Source organism: Nonomuraea marmarensis, assembly GCF_043197025.1.
Taxonomy (GTDB): Bacteria; Actinomycetota; Actinomycetes; order Streptosporangiales; family Streptosporangiaceae; genus Nonomuraea; species Nonomuraea marmarensis.
Map to the genome: position 1 here is coordinate 273,103 of NZ_JBICRM010000003.1, position 12,640 is coordinate 285,742.

Genomic DNA, 12,640 nt, shown 5'->3' on the forward strand with positions numbered 1-12,640 from the left:
ATCCTGGCCGATCCCGCCCTGACCGCTCAGCTCACTCAGGCGTTGCCCGATGAGGACCACGGCGAGGTGCTCGCTCCGTGAGCCCGAAGCGTGGCGACGACGTGGAACGGCGGACCGTGCATTTCGTGTATGCGTCCACCAGGCACCCCAAGGACACGGACGTGTAAGCCGGGCTAGTCGTCGGGGAAGGCCAGGTTGCGGACTCGGCGGACGGCTCGTTTCAGTACCGTGCGGTTCTGGGCGCGGGTCAGGCGGGCCGCCTCCCGGCGCCAGGCTTCGGCCTTCTCGCGCCAGCGGGCCGCGTCCCTGCCGTTCTTCCCCGCTTCCCTGCGCAACTGCGCGATCTCCGTTCGGAGGGCGGCCGTGCGTTTGCGGTAGAGGGCGATTTCCTTTTCGTATTCGGCGGTGAGCCGGGCCACCTCGGAAATCGGCTGCTTGCGGGGCGGGTAGACGGCGGGCCGGCGGCTGAAGCCCCAGGTTTGCCCGTCCACCCATTCCAGGCCGAAAAGTGAGTCGATCAGGTCGTCCAGGCGGTCGTCCTGCGTGGCCACCAGCGCGGCTCTGGACAGGGCGGCCGTGCGGTCCAGGCGGGCGACCCTCACGCCTTGCGGGGTCTCGTCCAGGGCCACGCAGAGGGTGCCGAGGTCGTGTTCCTCCAGGTGGGCCACCAGGTGCTCCACCGCGTCCTTCGACGGGACCCAGCCCGCGGGTACGGAGAGGCGGAACGGGGGCGTTCCGGCCGTCGGGGTGGTCAGGTGGACACGGGGGTCGTGGGCGAAGTTCGCCTGGATGAGGCGGAGGTCGAGGTGCTCGTCGGCGAGCGGGGAGCGGCGGTCGTCGGTCAGGGAGTCCCAGGGGCCGGTGACGGTGACCCTGATGTCCGGGATCGAGCCGGCCAGGAGGGCGTCGACCGTGGCCCGGGTGTCCTCGTACGTGCCGGCGGGCACCACCGCGTCCACGTACGGCACCAGCCACTGCCGGCCCGCGTCCGTGCGGAGGTAGCGGCGATAGGGGACCCGGTCGGCGACATAGGGGTCGTTGTAGCGCTTCAGCGCGGCGAAGTCGCGCATCGCCGTAGGAAGGCCGATATGCCACGTACGGGACTCCGGATCGGGCACGAAGACCACGCCCGCCTGGGTGAGCCGGTAGCCCAGCTCCGTGTCCTCGGCCAGGACCAGGGACGTGTCCATGCCGCCGATCGAGCGCAGCAGCCCGGCCGGGTACGACACTGTCGCCCCCACATGGATCCGGGTGGCCAGCGAGCTCGGCGCCGTACGGAGTCCGTCGTGGTCGTGGATGATCTGCTCGGCCCAGTCGTGGCGGTGCGGGGACGGGGGGAAGAGCGACTCCTCCTGGCCCGCCTCCAGGGTCTGGCGGACCTGCTCCTGCGTCGGGAGGTCGGCGGCCGCGGTGAAGTCGATCCAGCCCAGCGCCACCACGTACGGGGCCAGGTGGTGCCACCGGAGCTGGGCCTCCACGTGCTGCCGGTGCGGGACCATGTCGGCGTCCAGCACGAACACGACCTCGCCGGTCGCAGCGTCCAGACCCGCCTGTACGGCCCACGCCCGGCCCCACCCGCCCGGCGGGCTGGAGGTCAGCTTCGTCTTGGCCGGGACCAGCTCCGGCAGGTGGAGCGGCGTGGTGCTGCCGTCGTCCACGACCACGACGTCGAGGAGGTGCTCCGGGTAGCTCTGGGCCGACAGGGCGGCCAGCGTCAGGTCCAGGGTCTCCTGGCGGTCGTGGGCCGGGATGACGACCGTGACGGTGAGCGTGGGATCCCAGGCGCCCAGCGCGGGCGGGGTCAGCACGCCGAAGTCGTTACGGCGGATACGGGGAACGCCGGTCATGGGAGAGGGCTCTCGTCCATGGCCATGAGAGCGTTCGGCCGGAAACCGCGCCACTGCTGCCTGTTGCGCTGCAGGAACGTCCCGATCGGCTCCTGCCAGGTGTGGTTGGCCGCGGGGCCTCTGCGCAGGATATAACCGAGGCCGTGGGTACGGTAGATCTGCCCGCCCGCCGCCTGCAACGCCTCCTGGAACTGGGTGTCCACCGACCGCCGCAACGGCCTGAACCCGCCCACCGCCTGGAACGCCGACCGCTCCACCAGGATCGTCCCGCCCGCGACGAAACTGGTGATCTGCTCGGTCACCTGCCTGCGGTGCACGGTGACGTCGATGGAGGACAGGTAGACGAACTCCGGCACCGTACCGACCACCTGAGCCCCCGAGTACGAATGCGCCAGCAGCAGATCCCACAGGAAGTCGGGCCCGTACCAGTCGTCGTCGTCCATCTTCAGCAGGAACGACCCCGAGGCCCGGGCGGCGGCGTCGTTCAGCACCTCGCCGAAGACGGCCCGGTGATCGGCCTCCAACACGGTCAGCGGCCCTTCGAACGCGGCGATCGCCGCCGCCACGTCCGGGTGCCCCTTCGGGACGCCGTGCAGGGCGAGGATCACTTCGAGCTGGACCCCGCGCTGGCGGGCGATCTGGTCGAGGGCGAACGACACCATGTCGGTGCGCCGGGTGGCCAGCAGGACCGAGGTGAGCGGGGGAGCGGGGGCGGGCGCGCCGAGCTGCTCCCATCGGGCCGCCACACCATGGGTACGCAGTGCCGCGCGCCGCAGCCGGATACTGTGCTCCTCCCGCCGGAGATCATCCGAAATATCGGGACAAAGCTCGATAAGTCCGATGATTTCCTCACCGAGTGCACCGGCCCATCGCGGCACCGCGTCCGCCACCAGCGGCACCCCGGCGGCGGCCAGCCCGGCCAGCACCCGTACGGCGGCGAGCGGCCCGCTGTGCGCATGCCGCCAATCCACCTCCACGCCGCGGATCTGCCGCAGCCTGGCCACGTCCGCGTCGGTGACCCCGCCCGACTCCGCGAACGACGTCACCACCTTCCCCTCCAGCAACACCGACCAGCGCCCGTCCCGCTCGGCCAGCGAGGCCATGCCGCGGGAGGGGGTGGTGACGAAGCCTTGGGGGTTCACCAGGCGCTCGTCCACCGGGGGCACCATGGAGGGTTCGCCGAGCACGTCGGGATCGGCCAGCGGCGAGTCTCCCATGCCCGGCCGCCCGAGCCGCTCCCAGCTCACCGCCTTGAGCGTCGGCCGCTCGATGGGCCTCTCGTCCCCGGCCCACTCGACGCCGCTCGGGTCGCCGTCCCATGCGAGTGCCGCGGTCTCCTCGGCACCGGCCGGAGCGGTGGTGGGCGGATGGTCCAGAGCCACGTCCCGCAGCTCCACGTCAGGCTCCGTAGGCGGATGGCCCAGGGTGCGTAGCACCATGTCGCTGCCCGGCGCGCCGACCCGCTCGGGAACCGGCCCCGTCACCTCGGCGGGCGTGGCGTTCGGATCGCCGGGCCGCCAGTCCGCCGCCCCCACGCCCGCGATCGCCGCCGCGGGCGCCGCGATCACGTCCAGGCGATGTCCGGCGAACGCCCGCGCCGTCGCCGTCACGGTACGCCCGGCGGGCGTGGCCGCGGAGAACCGCGCATCCACCACCCAGACCCGGTTCTTCGGCTGGTAGACCCGCAGATCCGTCAGCGACCGCCACCGATGCGCGGGCGTCGGCGTGGGCACCGGTGCCGGATGGGAGGCAGGTGTGTCGAGCACGGCCACCACCACCCGTTCGGCCTGCGGCAACAGCTTGTGCAATGTCGCGATCCTGCGCAGGTCGGAAGGCGTCCTGGCGAGCACGAGGACTTCCCGCACCTGACCGGGCTCGGCGACGGGCTCCAGCAGATCCCGATCGAGATCGACGACCCGGGTCCCGGTGGCGTAGAGCGGTTCGACGTCCTCGATCCCCGCGAAGAACACCTGGGCCCCGCCCAGCTCCGCCAGCAACCGCCGGATCATCCGGCGCTCCGCAGGTGCCTGATCAGCGACCGCAACGTCCCGGGGCTCTCCGTGGGCGGCTCGGCGGACAGGCGTTCGACCTCGGCCGACAGCCGCTCCACCGCGGCCCGCAGCTCCTTGACCTCGCCCAGCCGCTGCTCCGCCAGTGCCCGCCACTTCGCCGGATCGCCGGAGAGCGGCTCGGCCTCGTCCGCCGTCGCGAAGCCGTACTCGCCGCCGCTGACCCACTCCGACCCGAACATCTCGTCCACCAGGTCATCGGCCACACCCGGGAACAGGGCGGCGCGGGCGAAGGCGGCCGTGCGCTCCAGGCGGGCGGCCACGACCCCGTCCGTACCCTCCGCCAGCGCCACGCTGACCAGGCCGAGCAGGTCCGTACCCGCATGGCGTACCAGTTTGGCGAGTGTGTCGGCGCCCAGCACCCACCCGGCGGGCACGCTGAGCAGGAAGGGGGCGGGCGCGGCGGAGCCGGGTACGCTCTCCGCGAACACCACCCGGGGCTCGTGCACGTAGAGATTGTGCAGGAGCCGCAGATCGAGCAGCGGATCGTCGAGGTTCGAACGGCGTTCGCCGGTGAGCTTGCCCCACGGCCCGACCAGCGTGACGGCGGCGTCGGTGAGGGTGCCCGCGAGCGCCGAGTCCACGGTCGCCCGCGTCCGCTCGTAGGTGGTCGCCGCCACCACGACCCGCACGTACGGCACGAGCCAGTGCCGCCGGGGATGGTTGCGCAACCAGCGCAGCTCGGGGATCAGGTCGCCGAGGTAGGACCAGTTGTGCCGGTGCACCTCCTTCTCCCGCGACATCACGGTGGAGGGCCCGACGTGCCACGCCCTGGCCTCGGCGTCGGGGATGAACACCACGCCCGCCTGCGCCAGCCGGTATCCCAGCTCGGTGTCCTCGGCCATGTTCAGCCCGGCGTCCACGCCGCCGGCCGCGCGCAGCAGCTCGGCGCGCACGGAGGTGGAGGCGCCCGTGTGCAGCAAGTACGCGCTCGCCCCCGCGTCCTTGAGCCTCCTGGTCGACTCCAGGGTCTTCCTCGTGTACTCCGACTGGACGCCCTCCTCGCCGGGCGCGGCCACGAACCGGGTGTCGCCGATCACCACCGCGTAGTCGATCAGGTGGTGCCAGCGCATGTGCGCCTCGAGGTGATCGTCGGCCAGGAGCATGTCGGAGTCGAGCCAGTGGATCACGTCCCCGGTGGCCGCGAGCTGCCCCGTCTGCCGGGCCGCGCCACGCCCCCACCCCTCGGTCACCCGTACCACTCGGGCGCCCGCCATGTCGATCGGCGGCTCACTGCCGTCGTCCGCGACGACCACTTCGACCAGCTCGGACGGGTACGTCTGCCGCGCCAGCGCGGGAATCGTACGTTCGAGCGCCTCAGCGCAATCGTAGGCGGGAATGACCACGGAAACCCGCAACGACGGCCGCCACGACCCCACGACAGGCGGCCGCAACACCCCGTAGTCGTTGTGCCTGACCCGCGTCATACGGAGTCCTTGGCCAGCGCGCGAACCTCCGCGCGCAGCTCCTCCACCTCTCGCGCCCTCGCCATGGCGTTCACCCGATCCTCCCCGAGTGAGGCCAGGATCGCGCCCAGGTCGTCGGCCCGCCGCCCCGCCGAGTCCTCGACGGCCTGCACCAGCAGGTCCAGCCTGGTCTCGATGTGCTTGAGCGCGGTGGTGGTACGGGCCAGCTCGGCCTCATGTTTCTTGATCCGCAGGTCGATCCGGTGGGCCTTGCCGTCGAGGCGGCGTACGGTCAGCACGAGGAACGCGAGGGCCGCCAGCGAGATCAGGAACGCCGCCGTGGCCGCCGCCGCACCGAACGTGATCAGGTCTGCGAGTACGAGGAGCGCCAGCACGGCGGCGGCCACGGCGGCGAGGAGTGCGGCGGTCGCTGCCAGTCGGCGGGGCGAGAGCATCCGCATACCTTTCGTAGATCACGCCTTGTGAGGGCCTTCTTAGGACATCGGAGGCGTCACGGACATCAGGGGATTATTGACACCTTAATAAACATCGGCCCCTACCGTGCCATAAGTTCCTGGAGGAAAACTGGGAATCGCCGGCCGCTCGACCTGCATCGTCGAGCCTGCCGAAAGTGGCGCTCACGTCTACCAGTCAGTAAAACCGGCGTAAGGTAGGCGCCGACTGAGTCCCAAGCGGTCTAGGAGCCCTGCCCATGTCCGTCACCCCTTGCGGCTTCGCGCGTACGCCGGAGAAGGGGCTGGCCCGCCTGCACTGGGCTGACATCGGCTGGGTGGTCGACGGCCAGGCGCCCGACGTGCCCGCGCTGCGCCCGCTGCGCGGCCTGGAGATCGAGTGGCCCGCCGCGGAGGTGCCGGAGCTCGCGCTGGACGGCCTCCTGCGGCTGGCCGCCGCCGGGATCCCGCTTACGGCCGACCGCGCGGCGCCCTGGGTGCCCGCCGGCCTCGCCACGCTGCTCACAGACCGCGCCTGGCTCGGCCATGCCGCCGACGGCACCGCGCGTTCGCTCGCCGACCTGCGACGCGAGGAGCACAGCGTACGCCTGCGCCGCCTCGCCAATCCCACCCCGCGACCCAAGATCAGTATCGTCATGTCAAGTAAGCGGTCAAGAATGGTCGGGACGGCGCTGGCCCAGATGGAGCGCCAGCGGGACGTCGAGGCCGAGGTGCTGCTCGGGCTGCACGGGGTGGCGTACGAGCAGGTACGCGAGGCGGTCGAGTCCTGTTCGCTGCCCGTGAAATACGTCGAAGCCTCGGAGTCCGTGCCCTTCGGCGAGGTGCTCAACCGGGTGGCGGGCCTGGCGAGTGGCGACTACGTGGCGAAGTGGGACGACGACGACTGGTACGGTCCCCGCCACCTGGCCGACCTGTTCATGGCCCTGTCGTACTCGGGGGCCGACGTGGTGGGCACGACGGCCGAGTTCTTCTACCTGGAGCCGTTGCGGGCCACGATCAGGCGCACGACGTTCGCGAGCGGGGCGGGTTATCCGAGCGAGGTCTGGGCCGATCACGTGGCGGGCGGCACGATCTTGGTGCCTCGGGCGAAATTTCAGGAAATGGGCGGATTTCCCGGGCTGCCTCGGGCCGTCGATCTCGAGTTCCTGAAAGCGGCGCAAGCGGCCGGAGCGCGGATCTACCGGACGCACGGGCTGGGCTACGTGCTGCGCAGAGGGCTCAGCGACGAGCACACGTGGCAACTGCCGCTGGCCCACTTCATCAAGGTGGCCGCCAACCAGTGGCGCGGCTTCCGCCCCAGCCTGCTCATGGAAGCCGCATGAAGGTGAGCGTCGCCGACGAGAGCCACACGACCGCGCCTGGCGGCGCTGCCGTTGCGGCGCCCGGCGACGCTACTGCGGCAAACTCTGCGAGGGTGCGTGGCAACGACTACCGCGTGCTCCAGCCCCCGGAGCGTTTCACCCCGGAGCTGACCGTCAGCGTGGTCATCCCGGCCTACGGCGGGCAGGACCAGCTCGACCTGGTGCTGGCCGGGCTGGCCAGGCAGACGTACCCGGCCGGGCTGACCGAGGTCATCGTCGTCGACAACGGCAGCACGCCCCCGCTGCGCCTGCCCCCCACCCGCCCCGCCGGGACGCGCCTGATCGTCTGCGCGCAGCCGGGCCGGGCCAGCGCCCGCAACGCCGGCCTGGCCGAGGCGACGGGCGACGTGATCCACTGGCTCGACTCCGACGTGGTGCTCACCCCGGGCGCGATCGAGGCCCACATGCGCTGGCACCACGCGGCTCCTTACCTGGTCGTGACCGGCTACATCAGGTTCACCGACGCCGAGTTGCCCGCCGATTTACCCGACGACCTGGAAAAACACTTCGAGCCCGCCGAGCCGCACGCCTGGATCGTCGACCTCGTCGAACGCACCGACGGCCTCACCGACAACCCCCAGCGCCCGTTCAGCCTGCACGTCGGGGGCGCGACCTCGGTCAACGCCCGGCTGGTCGAAGCGGCGGGCCCGATGGACGACGAGCTGATCCTCGGCCAGGACACCGAGATGGGCTACCGGCTGAGCCAGGCGGGCGCGGTCTTCGTACCGGAGCCCGCGGCCCGTGCCTACCACCTCGGTCCGACGATGCGGATGCGCGACAAGCAGCCGATCGACCGGGTGAGCCACGCGTTCGTGGCCGACCGCATCCCGGCCTACCGCTGGCTCCGCGGCCATCCGGGCCGCCAGTGGCAGGTCCCGTACGTCACCGTGGTCGTGGACGGCACGGCGGGCTACGACCCGGTACGGGCGACGGTGGATGCCCTGTTAGCCGGCACCGTTCCCGACATTTCCGTACTCCTCCTGGGCCCTTGGGACACGCTCGAACGCGACCGCCGCGCCCCACTGAAGGACCCCAACCTCGACCTGGTGCTGGTCCACGGCCACTACCAGCACGAAGGCCGGGTACGCCGGTCCGGTCGTGCCGGGGAGGGCGTCGATCCGGCCGTGCCGTTCGTGTTGCGCCTGCCGCCCGGCTGGATCCCCGGCGAGGACTCCCTGGCCCGCCTGCTGGACCTGGCCAGGGACGAGGGCCTCGGCCTGGTGAACATCCTGCTCCACGAGTCCTCCCAGGGCGTCGTCGCGGCCCGCCTCGAACGCGCGTCCGCCTTCGCCAGGGCCCGCCTCGTGGTCGCCCCCGGTGAGGACCTGGACGACGCGGTGGACGCGGTGTCGGGCGTCTCCTGGGTCGAGGCCGAGACCTACGGCTTCACCACGGACCCGGCGCCCCTGCTCGGGCGGCGCGGCGCGTACCGGGCGCGGGTGGAGGCGCAGGCGGAGGCGGCCAGGCTGGCGAAGGAGGCCGAGCGGCTGCGCGCCCAGGTGGCCAAGTGGAAGGAGGAGGCGGGCCGCTGGCGCAAGTCGGCCGTGGAGCTCCGCCGCGAGGTCGGCACCCTGCGCCGCCGGCTCGCCGCCGCCGGCCGCGCCCAGCAGAGCCTGCGCGCCCTGATGTCCTCCACGATGAAACGCGCCCTCCGCAAACGCCTCCGCGGCTAAACGCGTCACAGGGCGTGGTCAGTTCGGGCGCAGGGCCGACTTCAGGCGTCTCAGCAGCGTCTTCTCCGGTGTCTCCGCGGGCGAGTCGGCCGGAGCCTTCACCGGAGCAGGAATGGTGACCGGGTCCGGCTGCGTGGGCGCGGGCCAGAAGCGGTCCGGCGGCTCGTGGCGTACCCCATGGGTGGTGTCGATGACGGCGTCCAGGTCCGCGCCCGCGCCGGCGAGCAGGGCGGCGCGCCCGAGCGCCGAGGTGCGCTCCAGCCGGGCCGTGCGCCCGTCGGGAAGGTCCACGACCAGCACGCCCGTGAGGTCCTTCTGCACCGACTCGATCATGCGCTCCAGCGTCGCCCGGTGCAGCGGCACGTCCACCGGCCCACGGTAGCGGAACGGCGTCGGCGCGGGCGTCGGGGCGGCCTCGTCGATCAGGCGGATACGTTCGTCGTGCGCGAACAGGTCGCGCATCAACCGGAGCTCGAAGCACGGGTCCGACAGGCCGAAGCGGCGCGGGTCCAGCCGCGACCACGGCCCCACCAGCGTCACGACGACGTCCTGCAGCTTGCCGTCCAGCGCCGCCGACACCGCCTGCCGCACCACGGCCTCCGACGTGTCCGTGACGTCGAGCACGATCTCCACGTACGGCACCAGCCACCGCCGCCCCCGCTCCTTGCGCAGGTCCCTGCGCAGCGGGATCCGGTGCGCCAGGTACGGCTCGACCGCCCGCACGGCCCGCTCCCTGTCGCGGTGCTGCGCGGGCAACCCGAGGTGCACGGCCTGCGCCTCCATGTCGGGCACGAACACCACGCCGTGCATGGCCAGCCGGTAGGAGAACTCGGTGTCCTCCCCGCGCACCACGGTCGGGTCCAGCCCGCCCACGGCGTGGAACACCTCCCTGTGCAGGGCGAACGTCGGCCCCGTGCACACGTGGTACGGGTTGCGGCTCTTGCGCAGCCCGTCGGTCTTGGCGATCGTCGCCTCGGTGGAGCTCGACACGGCCCCGGCCAGGTCGAACACCTCTCCCAGCCCCCCCGCCTGGAACACCTGTGAGGGGGTGACGGGCGGCGCCTCGACGAACTTCTTCATCCCGATCGTGACCAGGTAGTCCGTCTCGTGGTGCCAGCGGGCCAGGGCCTCGATGTGCTCGCGGCAGGCCACCATGTCGGCGTCGAGCCGCTGGATGATCTCGCCGTCGGCGGCCTTGGCGCCGGTGTTGACGGCGTTGGAGATGCCCCAGCCGTCGCGCACCCGCACGACGCGGGTGCCGGCCGGTCTGATCTCGGGCAGCCGGATCGGCGGCTCGCTGCCGTCGTCGACGACCAGGACCTCCAGGAGATGGCCCGGGTACGTCTGCGCCGCCAGCGCGGCCAGCGTCAGATCCAGCCGGTCCTGCCCGCCGTGAGCCGGTATCACCACGCTCACGGAAAGAGCGGGTGACCAGGCGCCGAGCGGTGGCGCCGCTACTGGTGAATAGTCGTTCTGCCGCAAAGCAGGACGCGCGTTCATGGTGGTGACCCCCTGCCGAGACCTTATCGGGAGATGCTGAGAATTTCCTGAATAGTGCCCCTGTCTAATGAACTGGTCCGACCCGTGGACGCGGCTCCGCGACAACCCCCCCGCACCCCGTACACTCGATGCCCAACACCGCAGGTAGGAGAGTCATCATGAGCAGGTCGTGGCGTGGCCTCATAGAGGAATATCGCGAGCGTCTTCCTGTCACCACGAAGACGCCTGTCATCACGCTGCTCGAAGGCGGCACGCCGCTGGTGCCCGCGCACCGCGTCTCCGCCCTCACGGGGTGTGACGTCTACCTGAAGGTCGAGGGGGCCAACCCTACGGGCAGCTTCAAGGACCGCGGCATGACCATGGCCATCAGCAAGGCGGTCGAGGAGGGGGCCAAGGCGGTCATCTGCGCCTCCACCGGCAACACCTCGGCGTCGGCCGCTGCCTACGCCGTTCGCGCAGGGCTTACCTGCGCCGTGCTGGTGCCGCGGGGGAAGATCGCCATGGGCAAGCTGGCCCAGGCGCTCGTTCACGGGGCCACGTTGCTGCAGGTCGAGGGGTCGTTCGACGACTGCCTGGAGATGACCCGCAAGTTGTCGTCCAGCTACCCGATCGCGCTGGTCAACTCGGTCAACCCGTTCAGGTTGCAGGGGCAGAAGACGGCGGCGTTCGAGATCGTCGACACGCTGGGCGACGCGCCCGACATCCACTGCATCCCGGTCGGCAACGCGGGCAACATCTCGGCCTACTGGATGGGTTATCGCGAATACTTCGACGATGGTGTGGCGTCGAAGCGGCCGCGCATGTTCGGCTTCCAGGCCAGCGGGGCGGCGCCCATCGTCGAGGGGGCGCCGGTGGCGCATCCGCACACGATCGCCACCGCCATCCGCATCGGCAACCCGGCCTCATGGGGGCTGGCCACGGCGGCTCGCGACGAGTCGGGCGGGGCCATCCAGGCGGTGACCGACAGGCAGATCGCGGCGGCGTACAAGCTGCTGGCGCAGGAAGAGGGCGTCTTCGTGGAGCTGGCGTCGGCGGCCGGCGTGGCGGGCCTGCTGCAGGCCCACGCGCAGGGGCTGGTCGAGGCGGGGCAGCTCATCGTCTGCACGGTCACGGGCAACGGGCTGAAGGACCCCGACTGGGCCATCTCGGGCGCGCCGGCGCCGGTCGTCATCCCCATCGACGTCCACGCCGCCGCGGCGGCGCTGAACCTCGCCTGACGGCGGCACGGGGAGGAAAAGAGTGAATGAGGACCGTTGAAATTCGCGTGCCGGCCACGTCGGCGAACCTCGGGCCGGGGTTCGACGCGCTGGGGCTGGCACTGAGCCTGTACGACGAGGTCGAGGCCACGCTCACCGGTGACCGGGGTGTGCACGTCACCGTGGAGGGCGAGGGCGCGGGGGAGGTCGATCTCGGCGAGGGGCACCTGATCGTCAGGGCGATGCGCAAGGCGTTCGGCGCCATGGGGGTCCCTCAGCCGGAGGGGATCCGCCTGCGGTGCCGTAACAGGATCCCGCACGCCCGCGGCCTGGGATCCTCCTCGGCGGCCGTCTGCGCGGGCATCCTCGCCGCCCGTGCTCTGGCCGATGGCGAACTCTCCGACGACGAGGTGTTCGCGCTGGCCACCGAAATGGAGGGCCATCCGGACAACGTGGCCCCGTGCCTGGCCGGCGGGCTGACCGTGGCCTGGTCCGACCACACCGGGTCACCGCGTATGGTGAAACTAGCTCCCGATGAGCGCATCCGCCCGGTCGTCGTCGTTCCTTCGACGCGGCTGGCCACGGAGACCGCGCGGGGGCTGCTGCCGAAGGACGTGCCCCACAAGGACGCTTCCTTCAACGCCGGACGGGCCGCGTTGCTGATCGCCGCGCTGACCCAGCGGCCGGAGCCAGGGCTGCTGCTCGCCGCCACCGAAGACCGACTCCACCAGCACTACCGCGCGCCTGCGATGCGGGAGAGCGCGGATCTGGTAGAACGTCTCCGTGCAGTGGGTGTGCCCGCAGTCGTTTCGGGAGCGGGTCCCACGGTTCTTGCGTTTTCGACATCGGATACGCAGGATTTGATCGCGCCAGAAGTGGGTAATGACTGGCACATCCAGCAAATGGACGTCGACCCGGTTGGTGCGAACGTTCAGTTCCCCGAGACACGCTGATGCCTCTTTAGACCTTCAGGGAATAGCCGTGTGCGCTGGTGATGTTAGGCTGGTAGCCGCACCAGTTGCCCCCTTGGTGGGTGCGTGCTTGTCAGCCATACATCGCCGCATCATGCTTCACGTCGCGAGGCGTGGGCAGCATGGCTGTCTCCCCGGAATCCG

General features: G+C 71.2%; 9 protein-coding genes. 4 read left to right on the forward strand and 5 right to left on the reverse strand.

Annotated features, from left to right (window positions below):
* Positions 1-173: 173 nt before the first annotated feature.
* The 4 genes from ACFLIM_RS06720 to ACFLIM_RS06735 are packed head-to-tail and all read right to left on the reverse strand — an operon-like array spanning position 174 to position 5,777.
* On the reverse strand, positions 174-1,847 hold the full coding sequence (locus ACFLIM_RS06720; protein WP_393163029.1) for a glycosyltransferase: 1,674 nt from the start codon (positions 1,845-1,847) through the stop codon (positions 174-176).
* Positions 1,844-3,856, reverse strand: coding sequence for a glycosyltransferase (locus ACFLIM_RS06725; protein ID WP_393163031.1), 2,013 nt, complete (start codon positions 3,854-3,856; stop codon positions 1,844-1,846). Before ACFLIM_RS06725 ends, ACFLIM_RS06720 begins: the two co-directional genes overlap by 4 nt.
* Positions 3,853-5,343, reverse strand: coding sequence for a glycosyltransferase (locus ACFLIM_RS06730; RefSeq protein ID WP_393163033.1), 1,491 nt, complete (start codon positions 5,341-5,343; stop codon positions 3,853-3,855). The genes ACFLIM_RS06725 and ACFLIM_RS06730 overlap by 4 nt, the downstream gene beginning before the upstream one ends.
* A complete protein-coding gene (locus ACFLIM_RS06735; RefSeq protein ID WP_393163035.1) occupies positions 5,340-5,777 on the reverse strand; it encodes a hypothetical protein in 438 nt (145 codons plus the stop codon). Before ACFLIM_RS06735 ends, ACFLIM_RS06730 begins: the two co-directional genes overlap by 4 nt.
* Before the next feature lie 257 nt (positions 5,778-6,034).
* On the opposite strand from ACFLIM_RS06735, the gene ACFLIM_RS06740 reads away from it, so the two are divergent.
* The gene (locus ACFLIM_RS06740; RefSeq protein ID WP_393163037.1) at positions 6,035-7,117 is read left to right on the forward strand and encodes a glycosyltransferase family 2 protein; all 1,083 of its coding nucleotides are present in this window, start codon (positions 6,035-6,037) and stop codon (positions 7,115-7,117) included.
* Between the two features lie 92 nt (positions 7,118-7,209).
* Complete coding sequence (locus ACFLIM_RS06745) at positions 7,210-8,829, forward strand: glycosyltransferase family 2 protein (protein ID WP_393163039.1); 1,620 nt, start codon at positions 7,210-7,212, stop codon at positions 8,827-8,829.
* 18 nt (positions 8,830-8,847) lie between these two features.
* Here the strand turns inward: ACFLIM_RS06745 and ACFLIM_RS06750 are convergent, their stop codons facing one another.
* Positions 8,848-10,245 carry a glycosyltransferase gene (locus ACFLIM_RS06750; RefSeq protein WP_393163041.1) on the reverse strand — a complete coding sequence of 466 codons (1,398 nt, stop codon included), beginning with the start codon at positions 10,243-10,245 and terminating at the stop codon, positions 8,848-8,850.
* A gap of 242 nt (positions 10,246-10,487) precedes the next feature.
* On the opposite strand from ACFLIM_RS06750, the gene thrC reads away from it, so the two are divergent.
* Both thrC and thrB read left to right on the forward strand, forming a co-directional pair.
* Positions 10,488-11,546, forward strand: a complete 1,059-nt coding sequence (gene thrC / locus ACFLIM_RS06755) for a threonine synthase (RefSeq protein ID WP_393163043.1) — start codon at positions 10,488-10,490, stop codon at positions 11,544-11,546.
* Positions 11,547-11,572: 26 nt separating this feature from the next.
* Positions 11,573-12,478: a homoserine kinase gene (gene thrB / locus ACFLIM_RS06760; RefSeq protein WP_393163045.1), complete on the forward strand. Its 906-nt coding sequence runs from the start codon at positions 11,573-11,575 to the stop codon at positions 12,476-12,478.
* Positions 12,479-12,640: the final 162 nt, after the last annotated feature.